This is a genomic window from Methylophaga muralis (genome assembly GCF_001720165.1).
Lineage (GTDB): Bacteria > Pseudomonadota > Gammaproteobacteria > Nitrosococcales > Methylophagaceae > Methylophaga > Methylophaga muralis.
Map to the genome: position 1 here is coordinate 21,811 of NZ_MCRI01000013.1, position 23,452 is coordinate 45,262.

General features: G+C 44.2%; 22 protein-coding genes. 6 read left to right on the forward strand and 16 right to left on the reverse strand.

Translation table 11 applies throughout. The features are described 5' to 3' along the window. Nucleotides 1-54: 54 nt before the first annotated feature. Nucleotides 55-2,211: a glucans biosynthesis glucosyltransferase MdoH gene (mdoH, locus tag A9E74_RS07140; RefSeq protein WP_069295953.1), complete on the reverse strand. Its 2,157-nt coding sequence runs from the start codon at nucleotides 2,209-2,211 to the stop codon at nucleotides 55-57. Further along, a complete protein-coding gene (locus A9E74_RS07145) occupies nucleotides 2,208-3,788 on the reverse strand; it encodes a glucan biosynthesis protein G (RefSeq protein ID WP_069295954.1) in 1,581 nt (526 codons plus the stop codon). The genes mdoH and A9E74_RS07145 overlap by 4 nt, the downstream gene beginning before the upstream one ends. 206 nt (nucleotides 3,789-3,994) lie before the next feature. Here A9E74_RS07145 and A9E74_RS07150 point away from each other — a divergent pair, with 206 nt between their 5' ends. Further along, a complete protein-coding gene (locus tag A9E74_RS07150; RefSeq protein WP_069295955.1) occupies nucleotides 3,995-4,198 on the forward strand; it encodes a (2Fe-2S)-binding protein in 204 nt (67 codons plus the stop codon). Nucleotides 4,199-4,258: 60 nt separating this feature from the next. On the opposite strand, the gene A9E74_RS07155 is transcribed toward A9E74_RS07150, so the two are convergent. The 4 genes from A9E74_RS07155 to queF form a co-directional block, all read right to left on the reverse strand. Further along, entirely contained in the window at nucleotides 4,259-6,355 is a 2,097-nt protein-coding gene (locus tag A9E74_RS07155; protein ID WP_069295956.1) for a TonB-dependent receptor family protein, read from the reverse strand. A gap of 326 nt (nucleotides 6,356-6,681) precedes the next feature. After that, nucleotides 6,682-7,440 carry a sulfate transporter CysZ gene (gene cysZ / locus A9E74_RS07160; protein WP_069295957.1) on the reverse strand — a complete coding sequence of 253 codons (759 nt, stop codon included), beginning with the start codon at nucleotides 7,438-7,440 and terminating at the stop codon, nucleotides 6,682-6,684. Between the two features lie 11 nt (nucleotides 7,441-7,451). Further along, a complete protein-coding gene (locus A9E74_RS07165; protein WP_069295958.1) occupies nucleotides 7,452-8,729 on the reverse strand; it encodes an FGGY-family carbohydrate kinase in 1,278 nt (425 codons plus the stop codon). 3 nt (nucleotides 8,730-8,732) lie between these two features. Beyond that, nucleotides 8,733-9,122: a preQ(1) synthase gene (gene queF / locus A9E74_RS07170; RefSeq protein ID WP_069295959.1), complete on the reverse strand. Its 390-nt coding sequence runs from the start codon at nucleotides 9,120-9,122 to the stop codon at nucleotides 8,733-8,735. Between the two features lie 59 nt (nucleotides 9,123-9,181). Between queF and A9E74_RS07175 the strand changes: the two genes are divergently transcribed. The 5 genes from A9E74_RS07175 to yjgA are packed head-to-tail and all read left to right on the forward strand — an operon-like array spanning nucleotide 9,182 to nucleotide 13,920. After that, nucleotides 9,182-9,931: a cell division protein ZipA C-terminal FtsZ-binding domain-containing protein gene (locus A9E74_RS07175; RefSeq protein WP_069295960.1), complete on the forward strand. Its 750-nt coding sequence runs from the start codon at nucleotides 9,182-9,184 to the stop codon at nucleotides 9,929-9,931. Beyond that, nucleotides 9,915-11,927, forward strand: coding sequence for an NAD-dependent DNA ligase LigA (ligA, locus tag A9E74_RS07180; RefSeq protein WP_069295961.1), 2,013 nt, complete (start codon nucleotides 9,915-9,917; stop codon nucleotides 11,925-11,927). Before A9E74_RS07175 ends, ligA begins: the two co-directional genes overlap by 17 nt. Further along, nucleotides 11,928-12,971 (forward strand): anthranilate phosphoribosyltransferase, encoded by a 1,044-nt coding sequence (locus A9E74_RS07185; protein WP_069295962.1) that lies wholly within the window; start codon nucleotides 11,928-11,930, stop codon nucleotides 12,969-12,971. It abuts the gene before it with no gap. Beyond that, nucleotides 12,971-13,387 (forward strand): secondary thiamine-phosphate synthase enzyme YjbQ, encoded by a 417-nt coding sequence (locus A9E74_RS07190; protein WP_069295963.1) that lies wholly within the window; start codon nucleotides 12,971-12,973, stop codon nucleotides 13,385-13,387. The genes A9E74_RS07185 and A9E74_RS07190 overlap by 1 nt, the downstream gene beginning before the upstream one ends. Nucleotides 13,388-13,389: 2 nt before the next feature. After that, complete coding sequence (gene yjgA / locus A9E74_RS07195) at nucleotides 13,390-13,920, forward strand: ribosome biogenesis factor YjgA (protein ID WP_069295964.1); 531 nt, start codon at nucleotides 13,390-13,392, stop codon at nucleotides 13,918-13,920. On the opposite strand, the gene A9E74_RS07200 is transcribed toward yjgA, so the two are convergent. The 10 genes from A9E74_RS07200 to yhbY all read right to left on the reverse strand — a co-directional run bounded on the left by A9E74_RS07200 (nucleotide 13,914) and on the right by yhbY (nucleotide 23,444). Continuing rightward, a complete protein-coding gene (locus A9E74_RS07200; RefSeq protein WP_069295965.1) occupies nucleotides 13,914-15,266 on the reverse strand; it encodes an ATP-binding protein in 1,353 nt (450 codons plus the stop codon). The genes yjgA and A9E74_RS07200 overlap by 7 nt on opposite strands. After that, nucleotides 15,259-15,936, reverse strand: coding sequence for a response regulator transcription factor (locus A9E74_RS07205; RefSeq protein ID WP_069295966.1), 678 nt, complete (start codon nucleotides 15,934-15,936; stop codon nucleotides 15,259-15,261). The genes A9E74_RS07200 and A9E74_RS07205 overlap by 8 nt, the downstream gene beginning before the upstream one ends. Nucleotides 15,937-15,939: 3 nt before the next feature. Further along, nucleotides 15,940-16,230: a PepSY domain-containing protein gene (locus tag A9E74_RS07210; protein ID WP_069295967.1), complete on the reverse strand. Its 291-nt coding sequence runs from the start codon at nucleotides 16,228-16,230 to the stop codon at nucleotides 15,940-15,942. Nucleotides 16,231-16,300: 70 nt separating this feature from the next. Beyond that, nucleotides 16,301-16,696, reverse strand: a complete 396-nt coding sequence (locus tag A9E74_RS07215; protein ID WP_069295968.1) for a c-type cytochrome — start codon at nucleotides 16,694-16,696, stop codon at nucleotides 16,301-16,303. Nucleotides 16,697-16,966: 270 nt separating this feature from the next. Further along, a complete protein-coding gene (gene hrpA / locus A9E74_RS07220; RefSeq protein WP_084002989.1) occupies nucleotides 16,967-20,854 on the reverse strand; it encodes an ATP-dependent RNA helicase HrpA in 3,888 nt (1,295 codons plus the stop codon). Between the two features lie 86 nt (nucleotides 20,855-20,940). Continuing rightward, nucleotides 20,941-21,921 (reverse strand): DUF481 domain-containing protein, encoded by a 981-nt coding sequence (locus A9E74_RS07225; RefSeq protein ID WP_069295970.1) that lies wholly within the window; start codon nucleotides 21,919-21,921, stop codon nucleotides 20,941-20,943. A 111-nt stretch (nucleotides 21,922-22,032) separates the two neighbouring features. After that, the gene (locus A9E74_RS07230; RefSeq protein WP_069295971.1) at nucleotides 22,033-22,497 is read right to left on the reverse strand and encodes a pentapeptide repeat-containing protein; all 465 of its coding nucleotides are present in this window, start codon (nucleotides 22,495-22,497) and stop codon (nucleotides 22,033-22,035) included. Between the two features lie 30 nt (nucleotides 22,498-22,527). Continuing rightward, nucleotides 22,528-22,734 (reverse strand): nitroreductase family protein, encoded by a 207-nt coding sequence (locus A9E74_RS14720; protein WP_245652094.1) that lies wholly within the window; start codon nucleotides 22,732-22,734, stop codon nucleotides 22,528-22,530. A gap of 32 nt (nucleotides 22,735-22,766) precedes the next feature. Next, a complete protein-coding gene (locus A9E74_RS14725; protein ID WP_245652095.1) occupies nucleotides 22,767-23,120 on the reverse strand; it encodes a nitroreductase family protein in 354 nt (117 codons plus the stop codon). Between the two features lie 30 nt (nucleotides 23,121-23,150). After that, nucleotides 23,151-23,444 carry a ribosome assembly RNA-binding protein YhbY gene (gene yhbY / locus A9E74_RS07240; RefSeq protein ID WP_069295972.1) on the reverse strand — a complete coding sequence of 98 codons (294 nt, stop codon included), beginning with the start codon at nucleotides 23,442-23,444 and terminating at the stop codon, nucleotides 23,151-23,153. Nucleotides 23,445-23,452 lie beyond the last annotated feature (8 nt).

Here is a 23,452-nt window from a genome sequence, read left to right on the forward strand (position 1 = left end):
TTTATTTACTTAACTAAACAGAATTAAATTGGCTCGATGTACTGGATTTAACAATTAAACAACTTGTTTAAGAAACGAGTGTTCAAGACTTTTCAGTTGTTGCAAACAATCTCGTTGACTTAAAAATGCCATTGATTCTGCTGGTTCCAGCCAAGTCTCAAGTTGCTGCATACTCTCGGCATGACGCACTTTCCATTCCGCCAGAATACGGGGTGGGTGAAATACCGGGCGTTGTCCAGCATCGTCCGGCAGCTGGGCGATATGCCATTTACAAAGCTGTGGATCATTTAGCAAGCGGATAAAGGCATGTTGCTTGGGCTGATCAGAAAGTTGAGACAGCTGTGCTTCCAATGCTTTGATAATCGGTGCTGGATGTTTCTCTTCGGGTGCCCGTAACAGACCTAACCATTTGATTAACTTGCTGCGCCGGGCGCCGCCGCTTATCCAGGATAACGGGATGGATAACATCAACCCTCCGGTAATCGGTAACAACCAATAAAATAATTCTTTACTGAGTACTAACGAGATAACCGCGAGAATAATACCGAAGATAGTATGACCAATATGAGCACGGGCAACCGATGCCCAGTTTAAGGCACCATCATCGCGTGATTGAGGCATCCAGCCACTGTCTTTACCTCTAAAGATACCAACCACCACGCCAAATTGATGCACCATCAGAATGGGTGCGTATAAAGCCGACATGATCATTTCCAGCAGGGTGCTCAAGGTCAACAGAATTGGACCACCAAATTGCATACAACGAGGAATATTGATTAGTGCTGCAAACCAGCCAAATACTTTTGGTGCAATAACAATAGCCATCGAAACAATAAATAAGTTTAAAGCCCGTTCCGAGTCAAATACCGGCCAGGTAGGGAACAGTGACGGATTAGCAAAATATTCAGGGCGAACATAGGTTGCTTGTACAGCGATAGCTAAACCGACAACAATTAACGATAACCAGAAAACCGCACTTAAATAAGACATTAGTCCCGAAAATATATGCAAACGAGTAGGCAGAACAAACCCCTGAGCGAACATAAACGGCGTATGTTGCAGGTTTCCCTGACACCAACGGCGATCTCGAATCATCACATCAATCAACGACGGTGGGGATTCCTCAAAAGTTGCTTGAATATCAGTGTCAAAGCGAACGCCCCAACCTGCACGACGTAATAAGGCCGCTTCAATAAAATCGTGACTTAATACATGCCCACCGAATGGAGGTTTACCGGGCAAAATCGGCAGATGAGATGACTCGGCGAATGCTCGGGTGCGAATGATGGCGTTATGCCCCCAAAAATTGGAAGACAAACCATGCCAGGCAGATAAGCCTTCAGCGTAAATTGGGCCAAAACAATGGTTAGCAAATTGCTGTAAACGCCCATACAACGTGTTTGCTTTGATGATAGTTGGTAACGTCTGTATTAAACCTACCCCAGGAGACGCCGCCATCCGTTGGGACAATTTAAGCATGCACTCACCGCTCATCACACTATCGGCATCTAAAACAATCATTGCTTCATAAGCGCCGCCCCAGCGTTGCACCCAATCACCGATATTGCCGGCTTTACGTTCAGAATTATTCTGACGGCGACGATAGTAGACCGGGCAACCGGATTCGTCTTTGTTGACTAGATCCAGAAAAGCCTGTTCTTCGGCAATCCAGGCATCTGCTTTATTGGTGTCGCTCAGGATAAAAAAGGCAAACTTACCGGGCGCTTTGTTTAATATATCTTCGCGCATAACTTTAAGCGCAGCTTTAATTCTTATCGGATCTTCGTTATAGATGGGCAACAAAATCGCGGTGGTAAAATCAGCTTCTCGCTCAGCTTGTCTTATCAGCCTTGGTTTGAGATGAAGTAAAAAACCCAACAAGGCTTGGGCAAAAGCAAACGATACCCAGAGAAAGTTAATACTGAACAGAATTAAGAACAACCACTGTAGGTAAGTAACGTTATTGGTGGTACTTAAAACACCATATATTTCGGTAATACCGTAATACGATAATCCCAGCATCACGGCGAGTACGAATAATCTGGAAACTAAGGTTCTTAGGATATAAAAGAATGTCCGTTGATTATGACGCATCGACAAACCCTGTTCGTATACGCCATGCCGAGGCATGGATAATGGCGACTCAGGGGGCAGAGCACGTTCATAAGCGATGCTCTTTTCATTATTGTCAGTCAATAACTCAACGCTCATAAAGAATTGTTCCAGTCTCTGCTTAACCATCTGTAAAGCCAGGTTGGTGCAGCTTGTTTATCACCTTTATTAAGTTGCACTCGTAACTCTGCAACATCAGCATCTTGAGAATCAAACGATATCACTACTCGTGCACCGTTAATATGAGGGTTTGCTTCGAGCCGACTTTCTAAGATCTTGCCCTGACTAATACTGGCAATAACATCAATATTTTCAATGTCATCGCTGTTGATGTTGCTGTAATCAATCAATATTTCTTTGTTTTTATCGAATAATTTCAGTCCACTAGCGCTGCCGACAATACGGGGTCTATTTTTATTGGTAGGCACATCATCAGGAGATGTTAAGGTATAGGCAAACTCAAACGGTTCGCCTTTTTTCAGGCCATTTTCTGGTTTCCAGTAGGCAACAATATTGTCGTTTTCTTCCGAGGCTGATGGTATCTCAACCAGTTCAACCTGACCTTTGCCCCAGTCACCCACCGGTTCTATCCATGCTGAAGGACGCTGATGATAATTGGCTTCAAGATCCTGATAATAAGCAAAATTACGATTACGCTGAATCAAACCAAAGCCCTTCGGGTTCTCATCTATAAATGCACTTATCTGCAACGTCTGCGGATTGTTCAACGGACGCCAGATACGTTCACCTTGGCCATTACGCATTTGTAAGCCTTCTGAGTCATGAACAGCCGGGCGATAATCCAGTTGATCAGGGCGATCCATGCCACCATGCATAAACATTGATGTTAATGGCGCAAGGCCGACGTGTTTGACATCTGTGCGAGGAAACAGAATGGCCTGAACATCCACCTTGCTGGGGGAGCCAGGATGTATTCCAAAGCGATAGGCTCCGGTGACACTTTTACTATCCAGTAAGGCATGGACAACGATGGCATTCTGTTTTGAGGATGGCCGTTCAATCCAGAAACGTTTAAAAATTGGAAACTCTTCACCTTTTGGTTGTCCGACATCAATCGCCAAGCCACGCGCAGAAATTCCATAAAGCTGGCCCTTGGAGACGACGCGGAAATAACTGGCCCCTTGGAACACAATAAATTCATCCTGATAATCAGCATTATTCAGAGGATAGTGGAGGCGCAAACCCGCATATTTACCTACTTCAGTCAGTTTTTTGCCGATGATTTCATTGGGTACACGAAATGAATTTTCTGAGAGCTCAAGCGGAAAAGACTTTCCTGCTTCAACCACATCAATATCGATTAAATCCTGGTAGAGAAATCCGGGGGCAAATAATTGCACCGAAAATTTAGTGGGAGTTCCTCCCCAAATTGCCGCATTTTCCAGAAAATTGATTTGCCGATAGGTGGAATAATCCAACTTTTTTAATTCTTCTGGAGCAGTTTTTGGTTGTTTAAACGGTTCTTCAGCAAGCTTGCGAGCATATTCAATAACTGTGTCATGTGAAAAAGCTGTGCCGTCGACCTGTTCGTTAGATGTTTCAGCAAAAGTGGCACTTAAAAAAAGACTGGTAAATATAACGATAATGAGTCTGGAAAAGCTCATTAGTGATTGTGGTAACGCGAAATTTTGCTGTAGAGATAATTTACTCAACATGCAGCTAAATCCTTTAAATACGGAATCAAAATGGGATAGATCTCGGGAAGGCTCTTGTCTGACCAAGAACAATTAATCATTAGCTACTATTTCAGTTTGGGCATGACGTCACAATAACTTGAGTTAATCATAACTAACGCTATTTAATATGCTAAACCAAACCAGAAAATTCTTCTCCACTATTATTTTTTTGCCAGGTAATCACGATGGATAACAAAAATGACATTACTGAAAATATTGATGAAGTAATTTGTGATTGCAGTGGTACTACGCGGGGGAAAATTATCAGCCTGGTAGAACAGGGCATTGTAGACACGGATACCATCTCACGAAAAACCGGCGCAATTTCAGGATGTGGTTCCTGTGATCACGAGATCGAATTATTGCTGGATGAATTGGTTTTTAAATAGAAAAGACAAATGTTGAAAAATGAGGTGCGACAGAGCTGCCGCACCTCATTTGTTTTCAGCTTAGAAGCTGTAATCAAAACCAACTTCGAAAGAACGTTCTGGGCCAACATAAATACCTTGGCGTAAACCAGTAATGTAGAGTTTGTCAGTCAGGTTCTTAACGGCACCGCGCACACGGAACTGCTCACTAACTTGATACTGGGCATAAAGATCGTACACAGTATATGAAGGCATTAGGCCGCCCCAGATAGTATTATTATTGGTTACAATTTCAGGAATATCTTTGTCATTCGCTTCATTGCCATACTGCTCTCCACGGTGATGGGCCGTTAATGAACTGGAGAATTTACCTTGGGTATAGTTTAACGCTACGTTTGCAAGGAATTTAGGTGAATACGGTAGACGATTACCATCAAATTCTCCTGCTTCAAACTTAGAGTATGGTACCCAGGTTAAATTGGTATCAACACTGAAACCGCCGCCCAATTCGTAACCCAAGGCAGCTTCCAAACCATAATGTTTGCTCTCACCTGCATTAGAGCGAGATAAGTTTGGGTCGGAGTTTCCAGTAACAACAAGATTATCGAAATCCATATAGAAACCAGTAAGCTCATAAGTCATACGATCTATCTCACCCCGCACACCTAACTCATAGTTCACCGAACGCTCACCGTCCAGCTTCTGGTCTACAAGGTTGTTATTCTCGCCCACAAGCGAGGTTCCATTAGATGCCGGAGAAAAGGCTTTATAGACACCACCATATAATTGTGCTTCAGGAATCAACTGATAGGTTGCACCAATACCTGGTAGAACTTCAGTATTATTCGTTTCAACTTTTCCAAGTTGTTGAGGATTTTGAGCAATTAGAACATTGCGTTTTTGCTCGTAAGATTCAATACGAATACCCGGAGTAACGGCAAAGCGATCGGTAATTTCAAAGCGGTTTTGAACATAACCCGCCACACTATCAGCCTCATCGCGAAGATATCTGTTAAGGGTTCCACTCCGATCATTGGCTCTTGTTGCACCAATAGTTTTATCGTCAGACTCTTCCTGCATAAAACGTAAGCCAAACTCAGCTTGGTTACTTATACCAAACAGATTGTGATCCACTGCTAACCGACTCTCAATACCATACCGCTCAAAACTGCGGTTATTACCAGTCAAGTTATCAGAGTACACCCAACGCCCAGCAGCATTTGAAGCCGCAACGTTTCCCTGCGGAACAGCATAGCGCCAATAGTCACGCGACATGTCACTCCAGTAGGCTAATGTGGTCAGAGTGGCGTTATCAGTCAAATGCCATTCATGGTTGACATCAACTGCTCTGCGATCGGTTAGGTAATAATCATCGGGAGCTGGGTTATAGGTTCTGCCAGCTTTGTAATCATTAAGGAACATGCCACGATAAGATATGTTGGCTTCATTTTCATGGTATGAGTACTTCACACCAAGGCTATGGTTTTCATTTAACTTAGTCCCAGCTTTAACCAGGATGTCACTCATACGATAACCGCGGTCCATAAACCCATCACTAAGGGCGCGAGTAGCAACAATACCTGCAAAACTATCACCAGATTCTGTGCGACCACCAGCTTCTAAAGTGGCTTCACGGGTGTTGAAAGAACCTACACGAGTAGATACATGCACACCGTCATCAGGTGTTTTGGTTATGTAATTGATAACGCCACCGATAGTGGATGGCCCATAACGTAAAGATGAAGAACCTTTTAATATTTCAATACCTTCCATGCGCTGAATACGCGGATTGAAATAGCGATCATTACCAATAAACAAACCAGGTGCAACAGGAACACCGTCTTCCAAAATCAAAGATTTAGATTCACTTGCTGAAAGGCCCCGTATACCGATATTGCTTACTACCGCTGATTCTTCTTCAGTTTTAGCGTTAATACCTGGGACCCGGCGTAAAACGTCTTCTGTTGAAGTGGGTTGGATGCGCTCAATTTCTTCACGGTCGATGAGAACCACAGCACCGGTCTGGCGTGAAATACGCTCTTCTTTAGAACCCTCAGTACCCACGACTTGTAATGCAGGCATTTTAAATTGAGTAGTAGTTTGTGTTTCCGCATTTGCTGACATTGAAATACTGGCAATTGCCAATGCTTGCATTACATAAAGTGGTTTTAATCTCATTTTCGATCCTTGTAATTTAAATATTTGAAACATGATGTTCTGCGTGATGAGTTGCGTAATAATAATGCTTCTTATTTAGAAGCGCAATAATAAATGTGGCAAGTTTTCCACAATGTATGAATCACGCAACTAGATGAGATTTCAACTAGTAAGGAAATTAATTGAAGGGGGGGAATGCTTGGTGCTGCTAACTTCTGCAGTGTTTAGGCTATATTGCCAATGGATGAAGCAATTCAGACTTTAACCCTGTAAATAAGGTGGTAAATATCTACAAATCATCAGTTCGGATGGTATTTATCCCAACCTTTTTTTCATATGGGCTGCAACTAATTTGGGTTTGTTGAGATTATAGTTAGATTCTGCAGACGTCCAACATACAACGCAGTCGCGCCTGCAACAGCCACCGGAATAATCAGAAAATTCAGAATCGGAATCATCGTCGCGCCCAAAGTAGTCATGCCAAAACCCAAAGCCAATGATCGTTTTTTTCTGAGCAATTCTCTTTGTTGTTTAAAGCCCATTAAATGATTTCCCAATGGATAATCATGATAATCAAGCGCTAATGTCCAGCTGGAAAAGAACAGCCATAACAACGGTGCTATAAGATTAATACCTGGAATCCATGACAGGATAAATAGCGGAATCATCCATTTCAGCAGATAGGCCAATTTGCGTAATTCGTTAAAAATCATCCGTGGCGTATCAGCAATTAATTGCCAAAAGGTTTGTTCTGGTGGAGGTTGATTTGAAAGGCGTTTTTCAACTGCTTCAGCCAATAAACCATTGAATGGGGCTGCAACAATATTGGCGAGAATGGAAAAGGTAAAAAACACAATTAACACAATCAAAATCGCAAACAATGGCCAAAGGATCCACATTAAGGCATTGGATAACCATTCCGGTAACCAGGTTGGTGTTAATTGAGTCATCCAGTAATCAAATTGGCTGATGCCAAACCAGATAGCGCCAGCAAATAACAAGGTGTTTATCAGAATTGGAATGAAGGCGAATCGCCGCACACCAGGTTGATTGATTAACTTGAAACCGCTTAACAAATAACGCGAACCTTGAATGAAATCGCCCATATATCAATACCTTACTGAAATAATTTAAGACCATCTTTTGCAAGTAATGCACTTCCGTAGGCTGTATCAGTGTGTTGTACTGGTTTGAAAGGCACGTCTATCAATGATTGGCGAAGTTGAGTCCACACAGCATTTTTTGCACCGCCACCGACACTGCGTATTGAGGTTAATGGCGTCTTGCTTAATTGCTGCAGACATTCATATCCAGCTTTTTCAATTCGAGCAATTCCAGATAGTAAACCATATAAAAACAGATGGTCCTCTGCCGGGCGTGGATGCATGCGCGGGGGAGAATCCGGATCCGCTATTGGGAAACGTTCACCGGGTTTTAGCAATGGATAATAATCTTCGACTGGCATTTGCAAATCAATTTTCTGACTTAAAGCGACTAATTGCTCATCACTGAAATAGTGCCTTAACACCACACCACCAGAATTGGATGCACCACCACATAACCAGCGATTGCCAATCTTATGACTGTATATGCCACGTTTGGCATCAAACACCGGACTCTGACAGACAAGCTTTAATACCAGCGTTGAGCCGAGTGAGGTGACTGCATCACCTATCTTATTGGCACCAGTTGCAATAAAAGAAGCAAGGCTATCAGTTGTTCCTGCTTTGATAAGAGGAGGTGTAGATTGTTTGAGTCCGAGAGCTTTTATGACTGATGTTGATAATTCGCCAATCACCGTGCCTGGGGTTACCACTTGCGGTAAAACATGTAATGGCGTTAGTGCGCTTAACCAATCAGGCCAACAATTGTTGGTTACATCAAAGCCTGATTTAAGTGCATTGTTGTAATCGGTAAAACCAGGTTTGGCACCTAATTGAATGGCCAGCCAGTCTGCCTGATGCAATAGAAAATAGTTTGCTGGCAATGCAAATAAGCGTTGCAAATAGACTAGTTTGGCAAGGCCACTGCTGGGCCCATTTGCGGCGGATTCTGCCGGAGCAAGTTTAGCAATATCTTCGCTAGCCTCAATGGCTTGCTGATCGTTATACATCAGCATCTCACTTAATGGATGTCCATCAAAATCACACAACATCACTGATCCGGAAGTGGCATCAATGCTGATGGAGTCAATATCTAACTCAGACAGTTGGCTTAGCAAAGTTTTTAACGTGTTGAAAAGAAATTGGGACTGTTGTTGGGGCGATGGATAGGATTTTGACGAGGCGGGGAAGCTTTGTTCGGTTTGGGCAATAATACTGGCCGATTTATCAATGGCGCAGACCCGGCACCCGGAGGTGCCGAAATCAATGCCAATCCATGCGCTGTCGCGCATGTTTTATGGAAGATGAACAGGTGTCGGGGCAACCCAACCTTCTTTACGGTATTCAGCAACGACATTGGTGTAGACACCACCACGCACATTAAAGATACCAGTGACACGCATAAAGCGTGGTGCAGTTGCTGCGACCAAATCAGTAAGAATTTGGTTGGTCAGTTTTTCATGAAAACCGCCTTCTTCACGATATGACCAGAAATACAGTTTCAGAGATTTCAGTTCAACGCATTTTAGATCGGGTACATAATCAATTTTAATCGTGGCAAAATCCGGTTGACCGGTTTTCGGACACAGGCAAGTAAATTCAGGTGTTTCGATGTGGATGGTATAATCCCGCTCCGGTACAGCGTTATCGAAGGTTTCCAGTTGTTTGCTTGGTAGCGTAGACATAGGTAATCTCTAACAGTTAACAAAACCGTTATTATCCCTGAGTTGGTAGATTTAATTAAGTGTTTGAAATCATTCTTCTGTCTGTAATTGTTTTAGTAGCGCTGGTGATCGGCGGCTGGTATACCCATTCGCGGCAGCAGCAGCGTGCGCAAGAGTTCGAGCGTGAACTGGATCGGTTTGATGAAACGGACAATAGCGATTTTCATGCGCGGTTTGATTCGGTTTTTGCGCAGGATACGGTTGAATTATCGAATGGACCGCGAGTACGTTTGAATTCAGATGAAGCCGATATTGACGATGAATTTGACGAGCTAGAACTCGACGAAGATTTCGAAGACGAAGAGCTCGAAGAAGCTCCCGATTGGGAAATGGTGATTGCGCTGACGATTATGGCGCCAGAATCACAAATGTTTACCGGGCGCGCTATAAAATCAGCCCTTGATCAGCAAGAAATGCATTTTGGCGATATGCAGATTTATCATCGTTATACCGTTAACAATCGTCGTCAAACCTTATTCAGCGTTGCCAATATTCTAGACCCGGGCACCTTATTACCGGATCAGCTGATCTCGATGAAAACACCGGGATTATTATTATTCGCAAAACTTCCGGGCCCTATAAATGGCCTCACTGTATTTGATTCCATGCTGGATACTGCACAGCAATTGACTGCTTATCTGGGCGGCATATTGTGTGATGAAAAACGTGAACCGATAACCGATAAGCATCTGGAAGGCATTCGCAACCGGATTTTTGAATTAAATTTATCTTTGCAGACAGGCAATAAATCTGATGACGATTTCAACTGAAATCAGCAATCGTGCAGCGCAACTTCGAGATTTAATCAACCGTTATAATTTTCTGTATTACAGCGCTGATGAACCAGAAGTGACCGACGCGGAATATGACCGCTTGTTTGCCGAATTAAAACAGCTTGAAGCAGATTACCCTGAACTGGCGACAGCTGATTCACCTACACAACGAGTCGGAGCTGCACCGCTGGATAAGTTCACCCAGGTGACCCATGCGATGCCGATGTTGTCGCTGGATAACGTGTTTGATGAAGCTGAATTAACGGCGTTTAATCAACGTGTTCTGGATCGGCTCAATACCGATGCTGTAATTACCTATGCTGCAGAACCCAAACTCGATGGTCTGGCGATCAGTATTCGTTATGAAAACGGTTTATTAGTGCAGGCGGCCACTCGTGGTGATGGCGCAGTAGGAGAAGATGTCACTGAAAATGTCCGAACTATTCGTAATATCCCATTAAAACTTCACGGTAACAATGTTCCGCAAGTGGTTGAAATCCGTGGTGAAATTTATATGCCAAAAGCGGGTTTCGAGAAGCTAAATCAACAGCGTTTGGCCAATAACGAAAAACTGTTTGTTAATCCACGTAATGCCGCCGCAGGCTCATTAAGACAACTTGATTCTTCTGTAACAGCCAGCCGTCCATTGGCTTTATTCTGTTATGGCCTTGGCGAAATTCAGGGAATGGATTGTCCGGCCAGTCACACTGAAGCCATGCAGATCATCAGCGAATGGGGTGGGGCGGTTTGTCCCGACACCAAACAGCTACAAGGTGTTGATGAATGTCTGGAGTATCTGCATCAACTTGGTGAGCGGCGTGCAAGTCTTTTCTATGACATTGATGGTGTTGTATTCAAGGTTGATGACAGTCGATTGCAGGATCGTCTGGGTTTTGTCTCACGAGCACCGCGTTGGGCAATTGCTTATAAATTTCCGGCGCAGGAAGAAAGCACGCTGGTTTTGGATATTGAAGTTCAGGTGGGTCGTACTGGTGCGTTAACGCCGGTAGCACGCTTACAACCAGTGTTTGTTGGTGGCGTCACGGTCAGTAATGCCACGCTGCATAATGAGGATGAAGTTCGTCGTAAGGATGTTCGCATCGGTGATACGGTGATTATTCGCCGGGCAGGGGATGTGATCCCGGAAGTGGTGCAGGTAGTTAAAGATAAACGCCCTGCAACTGCTGTTGAGTTTGTAATGCCTACTAATTGTCCCGTTTGCGGGGCAGAAGTCGAACGGATTGAAGGTGAAGCAGTTGCCCGTTGCAGCGGAGGTTTATTCTGTGGCGCACAACGCAAAGAAGCGATTAAACATTTTGCTTCACGTAAAGCACTGGATATAGATGGTTTGGGCGATAAACTGGTCGAACAACTGGTTGATGCTGAACTTATTAAAGATCCTGCCGATTTATTTTATCTGAACAAAGAACAGGTTTCGGCTCTGGAACGTATGGGTGAAAAATCTGCCGAAAATCTGGTTAATGCCTTAGAGCAGGCCAAAAACACCCGTTTTGCACGATTTTTATATGCATTAGGCATTCGAGAAGTTGGCGAGGCAACTGCACGATCTCTGGCATTACAATTTGTCGAATTAGATAAATTAATCGCCGCCAAAGAAGACGAGTTAATCGAAATTGAAGATGTGGGACCAGTGGTTGCGCATCATATCTATACCTTCTTCCAACAAACGCACAATCTGGATGTGATTCAACGATTATTAGATGCCGGAATAAATTGGCCGGAAGAAAAACCGGTATATGCTGATTCAGAATTAGCCGGCAAAACTATTGTATTGACGGGAACCTTAGAAAATCTTTCACGCAGTGAAGCCAAGGAAAAGTTATTGGCACTGGGTGCCAAAGTAGCAGGCAGCGTTTCTGCCAAAACCGATTATGTGGTAGCTGGCAGAGATGCTGGCTCCAAATTGAATAAAGCCCAATCTCTCGGGATTGATGTGGTCGATGAAGCGACCCTAATACAGTGGATTAATTAAATGAGTGCAGTTGCTGATGCCATCAAAAAAGTCGCGACCGGTCCCCATCTGAGTAAAGATCTCAGTCTGGAAGAAAGTCGTGAAGCGATGCGAGAGATCCTGTCAGGTGAAGTTGATCCAGTAAGAATGGCAGTGATGTTAATTGCACTTCGAATGAAACGTGAAACCGATGAAGAAAATTTGGGCTTGCTTTTAGCCATGCAGGAAAAGACCGGGCAACAAACTCTGAATGTTGAAAACGTCATGTTGCTGTCAGATCCTTTTAACGGGTTTAGTCGTCATTGTCCGATCGCAGCATTTTTGCCAGCAGTTATGGCAGCCTGTGGATTACCGGCTTTATCTCAGGGTGTGTATGAAATGGCACCGAAATTTGGTGTTACTCACGCCCAGGTTCTAGAAGCCGCAGGGGTGAATGTTCGAATGAGTGTTCCTGAAGCTGTTGAGCATTTAAACAATGCCGATATCGGCTGGGCTTATCTGGATCAGGCTATTACTACACCGAGTTTGTTTGCTCTGCAGGATTTGCGCCGCTTGATGATTAAACGCCCAAGCTTGGCGACACTTGAAAAACTGGTGATGCCAGTTAAAGCTAAAAAGACCCATCTGCAAATTGGCTTTGTGCATAAAGCTTATCCACCTGTGCTGGCTTATCTGGCTAAACAAAGTGGCTTTGACAGCGCATTAATCGTACGTGGGCTGGAAGGTGGTATTGTGCCGACCTTGCGGGAAGCTTCGGATAATTTTTTATTGATAGATGGTGCGTTAAAACCATGCTCTCTGGATCCGCAGGCATTTGGCGTAAGTCAACAAACCCGCGGAGTGATGCCTGATCAAGAACAACTGACAGCAGCAGAATCTGCACAGCGTGGTCTGGCTGCCCTGCAAGGGGAAAAAGGCGTGGCCTATGATTTATTGGTCTATGGCACGGCCATGGCCTTATGGCATTGCGGCCTGTTTAAAGAGCAAATGGCAGCAGGTGATGCGGTCAGAAATGTTCTGGATTCTGGTAAAGCTTTTGCTGTTTTTGAACAAGGTAAAAAATGATGATTCTGCAACAGCAATTACAATTTGAATTGAAAGGTCGCAGTACTCTCAATATCACTGATGAAGTCGCAAAAATTGTTGCTGCGTCAGGAATCACTACGGGTACCTGCCATGTGTTTGTGCAACACACCAGCGCTTCTTTGATGATATGTGAAAATGCTGATCCCGATGTCAGACGGGATCTTGAAACCTTTATGCAACACATTGTTCCGGATGGTGATGCTATGTTTTTGCATCAGGATGAAGGCCCGGATGATATGAGTGCTCATATCCGTACCGTGTTGACCAATCCGGACTTAGTCGTCCCTGTCAGTAATGGCAAATGCGCACTGGGTATCTGGCAGGGCATTTATTTATGGGAACATCGCACTCACCGCCAGCAGCGTCGGGTAATTATTACAGTACAAGGTGAATAATAATGAATGAAGAATTTGAACAGGATCACCTTGATGAGGAATTTGATTGGTCTTCGATTCCCAAGAGTAAATCACGTATTAAACGTGAGCTTGATGAACTGAAAAAATTAGGCGAGGACTTGATTGATTTGCCTAAAAAAGATTTATTAAAGCTGGAACTGGACGAAGATTTAACTGAAGCCGTGATCAACGCCCAATCCATGAGCAAAGGCGCCTTAAAACGTCAGAAAGGTTATATCGGAGGCATCATTGCTCGACTGGATCATGAAGAAATTCAGCAGAAACTGGATCAGCTTAAACAACCGCTGCAGGCACAAACCAACCACTTTCACCAATTGGAAAAATGGCGTGATCGTTTGTTGGTTGAAGACGATACGGTGATGGCGGAGTTACGCGAGCAATTTGAAGATTTTGATAACCAACATGTGAGGCAGCTGGTGCGTAATGCAAAGCAGGAAGCCGCCAAACAACAGCCACCAAAATCGGCTCGTTTACTGTTTAAGTATCTCCAACAGTTACAGCAAAATCAATGATCGATTAGCTCAATCAGAAAGCAAGCACCGCCTAGATAACTTGGCTGTACACTGATTTTTCCTTGATAAGCTTCAACAATATCACTGGCAATGGCCAAGCCTAATCCCTGACCTTCAATCTGGGTGTCTATGCGATTGCCGCGTTTGATAATATCAGCGCTGGCATGCGCGGGCACTCCAGGGCCATCATCCTCGATACGCACGACAATTCTGCGATCTTGCTGACGTAATACGATGTTGACCTGATGGTTACAGTATTTAAAAGCGTTTTCCAGCAGATTACCCAGCAGTTCGTACATGTCGCCTTCATCGGCATGCAACATGGCATCTCGTTCAATTTCACATTGAGTATGAATGTTCTTGCTTTGATAGACTTTTTTCAGTGAGTTCATCAGTTTATTGATGATTTCTCCAATCGATACTGGTGCCAGAAGGTTACTTTTACCCTCAGTGGCTGCACGTTGTAGTTGATAGTCGACTAAAGCGTTGATACGGTCTAATTGCTCTTCGCCCGTCAATTTGCAGGCGACCACATCATCACAACTTTCCAGCTCAGATCTTAACAATGCTAAAGGTGTTTTCAGGCTATGAGCCAGATCGGCCAGTGAATTTTTGTAGCGTTGCCGGCGAGATTGCTCGTGATCAAGCAGGTTGTTGATATTGCGGGTGAGCTGTTGCAGTTCGCTAGGATAATCATCCCCCAAACGCTGTTGTTTACCGGATTCAATCGCATGTAGATCAGCAGCGGCTTTATGCAGTGGTTGCAAACTCCAGCGGAGAATTAACCATTGTGCAATCAGTAACATCAAACCAGTACCGCCCAACCAATACCAAAGATTTAACTGAAATTCGTCAATTTGTGCTTCCAGCATGTGCTGGTCTTCAGAAACATTTATGGTGTAATCAAAATGCTCGCCATCGTCATTTTCCCAAACGATACCGAAGGCCAGATTTTGTAATTTCATGCCATTATCAAGATTTATCTGACTATATAACTGTTCAGATGGGCCGGGGTGATAGGGAAGAGCGAGAAACAATCCGATAACCGAGGGCGATTGCCAGACAATGGTATCGCCACTGGTAATCTGTGCGTAAAGACCGGAATTAGGAATGGAAAACTTTGGTTCTGCCAGCTTATCCTGCATGATTAATTTGCCGTCATGACTCATTTCTGCAGCAGTAAGCAGGGTGTAGACATAGTTCAATAAACGCTGTTTCTGCGCCGTCTCGGCATTGCCGGCAAAAGCATTAAATAAACTGAACGCCGAGATTCCCAGAAAAGCACTTAATACCAAAGTTACGGCGATTAACTGGCGATTGGTCAGTGACAGAGTGAATTTATTCACGAGGCAACGTTAATCGGTAACCACGGCCGCGAAGGGTTTCAATGGGGTTTAAAGATTTATCCGGATCCAACTTATTACGCAGCCGTTTAACAAATACTTCGATGACATTGCTGTCACGATCCTGATCCTGTTCATAAATGTGATCTGTCAGTTCAGTTTTAGAAATGACTTCACCGGCATGCAGCATTAAATAATGTAATAACCGGTATTCAAATGCCGTCAAATCAATAGCAATTTGATTAACCATGACTTGCTGTGATGCAGGATTCAGTTCTACCGGACCACAGCGCATCGTGGAGTTTGTCCACCCAGCCGCACGGCGAGCTAAAGCATTTAACCGCGCCAATAACTCTTCAAAATGAAAGGGTTTGACCAAATAATCATCTGCACCGGCTTCCAGACCTTCAACCTTGTCTTGCCAACGGCCACGAGCCGTCAAGATTAAAATGGGAAAGGTAATATTTTGTTCACGAAGCTTTTTTATAACCTCGATGCCGGAAAGTTTTGGCAGGCCAAGATCAATAACGGCGACATCGTATGGATATTCTGAGCCCAGATATAATCCGTCTTCGCCATCCGCACTCATATCAACAGTAAGTTGTTGTTGACGTAAATGCTGGCCTATCTGTTCACGTAGTTGGGGTTCATCTTCGATTAATAAAACACGCATAAATTATTGCATTTGATATCCGGTATCCCGATCCAGTCGGTAGGTCTTTACCTTACCATTTTGATGCAATACTTTGACGCGAAAAATTGTATGGTTTTGATATTGCTCTTGATCGACGGATAAAACCCGGCCACCCGATTCAACCTGAGCCAGTTCTGCGGCCGTTTTTTTAGTCAATGGTAGAGCGATATCATTAATGCTGGTTCCGGCTTCCGCTTCCGGCGGTAAGTGATCGCTATACCCTGATAACGGTAAGGTGAGAATCATTATTAGCAGATACCAGGAAAATTTCATGTAATAACCTTAGTTTTATTGTGCTTGTTATGGTTGGATAATAACAAACTGCGAGCAGTCAGTGAATGCATTATTTTGGACCCTGTTCTGGCATTACGGGTCCGATGGCGTTGTCCGCACGTGCACGTAAATAGCTATAGAGTTGTTCACGACCATTGACGATCTGGGGATTATCTTGAAAGCCGGGCATGATGCCTGTCCGGCCTTTTTTTCCTTTAAACAAAACCTGCATGAATTCTTCTTTAGAAGCTTGATTCAGGCTATTTGCTAAATTAGGTCCTGCAAGTCCTTGGGCGAATGTGCCATGACAGCGAGCACACCAGTTTCGATAAAGTAAATATCCACGATAGGTTTGCGGATCCAGTTTATTTCCCTCAGTGACTTTATAGCCAGCCTGAGCCTGGGCTGGCTCAAACCACAAGCCAAAACAGCAAAAAAACACGAAAACTGTAAAACGTAAATTCATAACGGCTTATCGACCATCTAAATAAATACAATCTGGTGAGCTTAGCATGACATTATCTAGAACAGACCCAGCATGGTTGAGAACAATCTTATTTTGGGAATAGTTACTGTTAAATATTCGAGAGAATGGCGTTGGGGAAACATAGCCGATCTGACTTATAGTGCAGCGGTATTTTGGCATGGCGCAAACCCCACTCATCGAAATGAAATTCAGGGTAGCAATATTTAACTGAACTGATACTGAATGGCTATGAAATTTAAGGATGAATTTTTAGCACTCGGACCATTGCTTATCAAGTCGTTTGCTTGAGACTGGATAGGCAGTACCGATTTCCTGAGCGAAAACCGAGATACGCAACTCTTCAATCATCCAGCGGTATTGCTGCATGGCTTCATTGTCAGCACGTTTGATATTGTTCAGATAACGTTGCCAGTGAGGTTGGACTTCCATTTGACGCTGGCGATCCTTGGTTGGATCTGTCTTGAGTTTATCTAAACGTGCACCGATAGCACGAAAATAAGCCGGTAAACGTTGTAAGGCTTCATCCGGTGTGTGATGCACAAACCCCTGATACAGCAGATAACCTAATTGCTCGCGGATATCCTTGACCGCATGCATCGCCGCTAATGGGATATTTCCAGACAGGCGTTTGGCAATGGCGTGATACTCACTCAATGGCTCTGCAATCAGTCTGGCAAGTTGATTGGCAGTATTGATAAGTTCACTACTGCGTTGTTGTAGCCGCTGTTCAAATTGTTGTTTGTCGCGTGGCCAGTCTTGATCTTTTAAAAAACATCGATCAAATGCCACCGCAATCAAATCCTGTTTCAGCTGCTCACATGGCGTGATTTGCTGCGTTGTTTTTTCTTCAAATGGGGCTGCTGGCACATTGGCATAGTGAAGACACATTTTCTGAATATCCGGCAGATTTTTCTGCAGGTATTTAACTTTATCCTTCTCTGCCAGCATAAACAGTCTTCTCAGCCCTAAAGCTGAAAACGATTTCGCCTGTTGCAAGGTATCCATCAAGGTCAGATCAACATGTTCACCCCGGTCGACCAAAGCAGGGTAGGCGGTCATTTCCAGACCATTTTGCTGCATCACGATATGTTCGGGAAATGCCTCAAAATCCCAGCCAGTCAGGCCGGTTTTTTCATATTCTGAATCGGGTAATTGCCGGAAACTGGCAGCCGCTTCTTTTGACCAGTCCTGTTTTAACTGATTTAAATCCCGACTTTCAGCCAATAACTGGCCTTGTTCATCGACCAGTTTGAAATTCATTTTTAAATACAGTGGCAGATCTTCGAGACGCCAGTCATCAGGTTTGATTTCCACACCGCTCATTTTGCGCAACTGATCGCTTAATGTTGGTAATAAAGCGCCTTCGTATGGTGTCAGCGCTTTAAGGCAACGATCGGCATAATCCGGTACTGGTATAAAATGTCGGCGCAATGATTTAGGCAGGCTTTTCAGCAGAAAGATAACTTTGTCGCGCAGTAACCCAGGCACCAGCCATTCATAACGCTCAGCATCACTTTGATTGAGCAGCGACAGTGGAATAGTCTGAGTGATCCCATCATGCTGCTTGCCAGGCTCAAAATGATATTCCAAAGGCAAAGGCACCCGGTTTACCAGCAATTGATCTGGGTAACTATCCACCGTCACCAGTTCGGCGTTGTGCTGCATCAGAATCTCACGACTCATAAACAGACATTTCGGGTCTTTTTTCTCACCCTGTTTGCGCCATTTTTCAAAGCCATGGCCATTAATAATGTCGCCAGGAATGCGTTGCTGATAAAAGGCAAACAAGGTGTCTTCATCTGCCAGCACATCACGTCGCCGCGACTTTTGCTCAAGCAGTTCTATTTCATCAATCAACTGACGGTTATGCTTGAAAAATGCTGCATTGCAGTTGAATTCACCATTGACCAGCGCTTCACGGATAAATATTTCATTAGCCGTAGGGCGATCCAGAGGGCCATAGTGAATTTTGCGCCGGTTAACAATTGGCAGGCCATATAAACTGACACTTTCGAATGCAACAACCTGTGCCGGCTTTTTCTCCCAATGGGGATCACTGTATTGGCGTTTGACCAATTCACCAGCAATCGGCTCGATCCATTCGGGTTCGATTTTGGCAACAATCCGTGCATAGAGTTGTCCGGTTTCAACCAGCTCGGCGGCCATGATCCATTTCGGCCCTTTTTTGTGCAGGGCAGAACCCGGAAAAATTTTCAGTTTCAGATTTCGTGTTCCGGCATAGCTGTGCTGGTCAGCCTTCATGGCCACATTGCTGAGCAGACCACTGAGCAGGGCTTGATGAATGGCTTGATACTCTGCCGGTTGTTGATTTGGCTTAAAGCCCATTTGAGTGGTTTGAACATGCAGCTGTTGATAAATATCATGCCATTCGCGTAAGCGCAGAAATGACAGGAAATTTTCTTTGCAGTATTTGCGAAACTTGTTTTGGCTTAAATGTTTTTGCCGGTCGTGATACAGATCCCATAGTTTGAGGAAGGCCAAAAAATCCGAGCGTTCATCTTTGTATTTACTGTGTGCTTCATCAGCAGCCTGTTGTTTATCCATTGGCCGTTCACGCGGATCCTGAATACTCAGAGCACTGGCGATCACCAAAACTTCATTGAGACTACTCTGATCATTTGCTGCCAGAATCATTCGGGCAATACGGGGATCAATCGGTAGTTTCGCCAGCTGTCGGCCGATTTCAGTGATTTGTCGTTTGTCATTAACGGCATTTAGTTCTTCCAGTAACCGATAACCATCATTAATCATCTTCGGTGGCGGGGGATTGATAAACGGAAACTTAGCTGGATCGCCGAGTTTTAACGCCGTCATTTGCAAAATGACTGAGGCCAGGTTGGTACGCAGAATTTCCGGATCGGTAAACGCGGGTCTGGCTGCAAAATCTTCTTCGTCATACAGACGAATACAGATACCAGCGGCAACCCGCCCACAACGACCGGAGCGTTGATTAGCACTGGACTGCGAGATTTTCTCAATCGGTAACCGTTGCACCTTATTGCGCACACTGTAACGACTGATACGAGCCAGACCGGGGTCTACCACGTAGCGAATGCCCGGTACCGTTAGCGAGGTTTCAGCGACATTGGTGGCCAGAATAATGCGTCGTGGCCCACCGGTTTTAAACACACGGTTCTGTTCACTGGCGGATTGCCTGGCAAATAACGGCAGTATTTCGGTATTGGGTGGATGATGTTTACGCAGGGCTTCAGAAACATCACGAATATCACGTTCACCGGAAAGAAAAATCAAAACATCTCCGGGACCGGCACGACACAATTCATCGACAGCCTGAACAATACCATCAATAAAATCCAGATCTTCACTGTCATCATCACGGCTCATTAACGGCCGATAACGGATTTCCACAGGGTAGGTGCGGCCGCTGACCTCAATCACCGGTGCATTATTGAAATGCTCTGAAAAACGTTGGGTATCAATAGTGGCTGAGGTGATGATCAGTTTCAGATCGGGGCGTTTAGGCAGCAGTTGTTTCAGATAGCCCAGTAAAAAGTCGATATTCAGACTGCGTTCGTGGGCTTCATCAATAATCAGTGTGTCATATTGGCTGAGATATGGATCATTCTGCGTTTCGGCCAGCAGAATGCCGTCCGTCATCAGCTTGATGTAGCTTTTATCTGCCTTCACTTGATCATGAAATCGGACTTTATATCCTACTGATTCACCAATTTCAGATTTCAGTTCTTCGGCTATTCGGGTGGCGACAGTTCTGGCCGCAATACGGCGTGGTTGAGTATGACCAATCAGCCCACCGACGCCTCGACCCAGATCAAGACATATCTGCGGAAGCTGAGTGGTTTTACCTGAGCCGGTTTCGCCGCAAAGAATAATTACCTGATGTTGCTGAATTGCCTTGGCGATATCTTCGCGACGTTCGATAACCGGAAGATCAGCATTTAAGGATGGTTTGGGGAGATTATCTCGTCGTAACTGATAACGTTGATAGGAACGTTCAATTTGTTGTTGCAGGCTCAGCCATTCTGACTCATTAGCGGATTTATTCTGCAACTGCAATAAGCGCCGACGCAGCTTGTGCTGGTCGGCAATCATTGTATTTTGTATTTGTGATTCTAGTTGTTGCTGTAGGTTGTTCACTGATCTTCAATTTACCCGGACGCATGCAATGGCCCTGAGGGCTGAATCATACATTTAGCATCGATGCTATGTGAGATTAGACGTCTTTACAGACTCCAAGACAGTGACAACATATATTTGAAATCATTTTTACTGATGTTATCTTCAGTTTCTGAATCATATTCGTTGGTCATACCCACTTTTAAGGCTACGCCGGCACGTTCGTCGAGATCCAGGATCCAATCAAAAGTAGTCACGTTACGATAAGCATCAAAGGAATCAAAACTTGGATAGAACGTATTGGCCAGTGCCAGACGTTGAGCTGCATTAATCCGCCAGCGAGATTCAAGACCTAATAAACCCTCAGGAGTGAATTCTTGGCGTTCTCCGCCAAAAGTTTTATTAAAACCCACACCTGAACGACCAACGAATAAAAAGTCTTCGGAGTTTGCAAATTCATAACCAAAACCGCTGTTAGCATTTACCCGGTAATCGTAATCTTTGAATTTATCGATATCAAAGCGACCACCGGCAAACATGAACCAAGGAGTTGTTGGCTTCAACCAGTCGCGGTTAATGGAAGTAAAAAAGCTGTTATCAGAGGTTTCATCTTCTGATTTAGCATAAAAATAAGCAGTTCTGCTATTGATACGGGTTCTTTCAGTTGCCAGGTCGGCGTTAAATGCTACGTTTACTTTACTGTTATCAGATTTGCCTCTGCTGCCGGTCAGACCTAAATCAAAACGTCTTTCCCAGTCAGATAACCAACCAGTGCCAAATAAACCAGAGTCTTCTGGCTCAGCTGCTGCTACCAGGCCTGCTGGTTCGACATAGGGTTGAGGAGTTGACTGCTCAGTGGTGGGAGTTTGCTGCGCCAGGGCTTCATAATCGGTCTTGATCTCTGAGACCGTATTGGTACTGATGGTCATTTCACCGAGCAGTTGATGTTTAATCGTAAGAGATTCCTGATTGCGCTCTAATAAATCGCCTTGAAGACGATCACCATTGGTTAAAACCAATGTAACGGGAGCAGCGTAAGACAAAACAGGAGCCAACAAACAGACAAATAAAATTTTTTTCAGCAACAAAACTAATTCCTATGGCAGATTTTCTCTGCCATATACTATCTACAACTGAATCAAATGTCAGTGGTAACTTGTCGGGAATTTATCTTTAAATCTCGGGAAATATTACCGGTTCTAACAACCATCATTGTTTATGCTGCCATCAGGCATAGTGGTATTACAATATTTAATGCCCCGGACATGGGCACCCTCCATTGATGCGCCGGTCAAATCAGCTCCCGTCATATCTGAGAAAATCAGGTGTGCACCGTCAAGGATGGCATTTTTAAGATTGGCATCTATCAACTGACTGTAATCCATTAACGAATTACTGAGATTGGCACCTTCAAGTTGGGCACCATGCATGCGGGAGTGAGTAAACCAGGCACCTTTGGCATTGGCATTTTTAAGGTTAATGCCTTTGAGATTGGATTCGCTCATATCGGCAGCTTGCAGATCATGATCTTCTAACGGTGCTTCACTTAAATCGCAATGATGACATTGGTTCTGTTCGAGTAATCTTTTCAGATAAATCTTGTTGTAAGCATAAGCAGATGTACTGAAAAAACTCAGGATTGTGATAATCACCATTGATTTCATTGTACTTTCCTCAATTTCAAGAATAACGCGTTAATCAGACCAACGATTGATGAAAAAATGTTCGCTTAATGGACGCCGTTGTCTGGCCTTTAGTTCCTGTTCTAACTGTTCTGCTGTCAATGTATCAAGTGCAGCAGGGTAGCCAATAGCAATGACTGACCAAAGGTTTATTTCACTGGGAATGGATAAAGACTTACGCAATTTATCGGCATCAAAGCCACCCATTTGATGAGACATTAATCCCACTGCAGTAGCTTGCAAACATAAATTCAGGCTGCTGCGCCGGTATCGTAACCATTCCAGCGGTTTTCAAGACCGTTGTGGGTGAATTTAGCTTGTGAGGCAGTAACGATTAATAATGGTGCATTAACCGCCCAGGTCTGATTACCCGGAGATAAGCATTCCAGAGTCTGTTGCCAACTTGCTGCATCATCAAATTTATTACAGATGACATAACGCCAAGGGGCTTCGCCATAACAAGATGGTGCCCATAAAGCTGCTTCACAGAGTGCAGTAATGGTCTCGTCACTTACTGGTTGGGAAGCATCGAATGACTTGCCACTCCAACGCTCAGCAATAATCGAAGCGAGTTTTTGTTCTGTTTCTGCTGGTTTTTGAATCATGCAGAATTCCTGGACAGCTAAATGACTTAATTAACGTGGTAATTCGATACGTGGTTTTTCAGCCGGACGATAAAAACCGCCGATATGACCAATCACCATAACCAGATCCGCTTTGGTTTTTTCGGCAATTTCATCCAGCATTTGTTTGCGATCCGCTCTTTCCTGTCCGCTGACACGCACTTTAATCAGCTCATGAAACGCCAACGCGTTTTCAATTTCAGCCAAAACGTTTTCAGTAAGACCCGCGTTTCCAATCATTACGACAGGTTTTAGCGGGTGGGCCAAACCTTTCAGATATCGGCGTTGTTTATCATTGACTGCCATGTGAAGTG

Excerpts from the sequence above, each read along its gene's own strand:
- yjgA (WP_069295964.1), top strand. The coding sequence starts at position 13,390 with ATGAATGAAGAATTTGAACAGGATCACCTTGATGAGGAATTTGATTGG.
- A9E74_RS07185 (WP_069295962.1), top strand. The coding sequence starts at position 11,928 with ATGAGTGCAGTTGCTGATGCCATCAAAAAAGTCGCGACCGGTCCCCAT.
- A9E74_RS07165 (WP_069295958.1), bottom strand. The coding sequence starts at position 8,729 with ATGCGCGACAGCGCATGGATTGGCATTGATTTCGGCACCTCCGGGTGC.
- yhbY (WP_069295972.1), bottom strand. The coding sequence starts at position 23,444 with ATGGCAGTCAATGATAAACAACGCCGATATCTGAAAGGTTTGGCCCAC.
- mdoH (WP_069295953.1), bottom strand. The coding sequence starts at position 2,211 with ATGAGCGTTGAGTTATTGACTGACAATAATGAAAAGAGCATCGCTTAT.
- A9E74_RS07210 (WP_069295967.1), bottom strand. The coding sequence starts at position 16,230 with ATGAAATTTTCCTGGTATCTGCTAATAATGATTCTCACCTTACCGTTA.
- A9E74_RS07155 (WP_069295956.1), bottom strand. The coding sequence starts at position 6,355 with ATGAGATTAAAACCACTTTATGTAATGCAAGCATTGGCAATTGCCAGT.
- queF (WP_069295959.1), bottom strand. The coding sequence starts at position 9,122 with ATGTCTACGCTACCAAGCAAACAACTGGAAACCTTCGATAACGCTGTA.
- A9E74_RS07150 (WP_069295955.1), top strand. The coding sequence starts at position 3,995 with ATGGATAACAAAAATGACATTACTGAAAATATTGATGAAGTAATTTGT.
- A9E74_RS07215 (WP_069295968.1), bottom strand. The coding sequence starts at position 16,696 with ATGAATTTACGTTTTACAGTTTTCGTGTTTTTTTGCTGTTTTGGCTTG.
- A9E74_RS07230 (WP_069295971.1), bottom strand. The coding sequence starts at position 22,497 with ATGAAATCAATGGTGATTATCACAATCCTGAGTTTTTTCAGTACATCT.
- A9E74_RS14725 (WP_245652095.1), bottom strand. The coding sequence starts at position 23,120 with ATGATTCAAAAACCAGCAGAAACAGAACAAAAACTCGCTTCGATTATT.
- A9E74_RS14720 (WP_245652094.1), bottom strand. The coding sequence starts at position 22,734 with ATGTCTCATCAAATGGGTGGCTTTGATGCCGATAAATTGCGTAAGTCT.
- A9E74_RS07190 (WP_069295963.1), top strand. The coding sequence starts at position 12,971 with ATGATTCTGCAACAGCAATTACAATTTGAATTGAAAGGTCGCAGTACT.
- A9E74_RS07205 (WP_069295966.1), bottom strand. The coding sequence starts at position 15,936 with ATGCGTGTTTTATTAATCGAAGATGAACCCCAACTACGTGAACAGATA.
- cysZ (WP_069295957.1), bottom strand. The coding sequence starts at position 7,440 with ATGGGCGATTTCATTCAAGGTTCGCGTTATTTGTTAAGCGGTTTCAAG.
- A9E74_RS07145 (WP_069295954.1), bottom strand. The coding sequence starts at position 3,788 with ATGTTGAGTAAATTATCTCTACAGCAAAATTTCGCGTTACCACAATCA.
- ligA (WP_069295961.1), top strand. The coding sequence starts at position 9,915 with ATGACGATTTCAACTGAAATCAGCAATCGTGCAGCGCAACTTCGAGAT.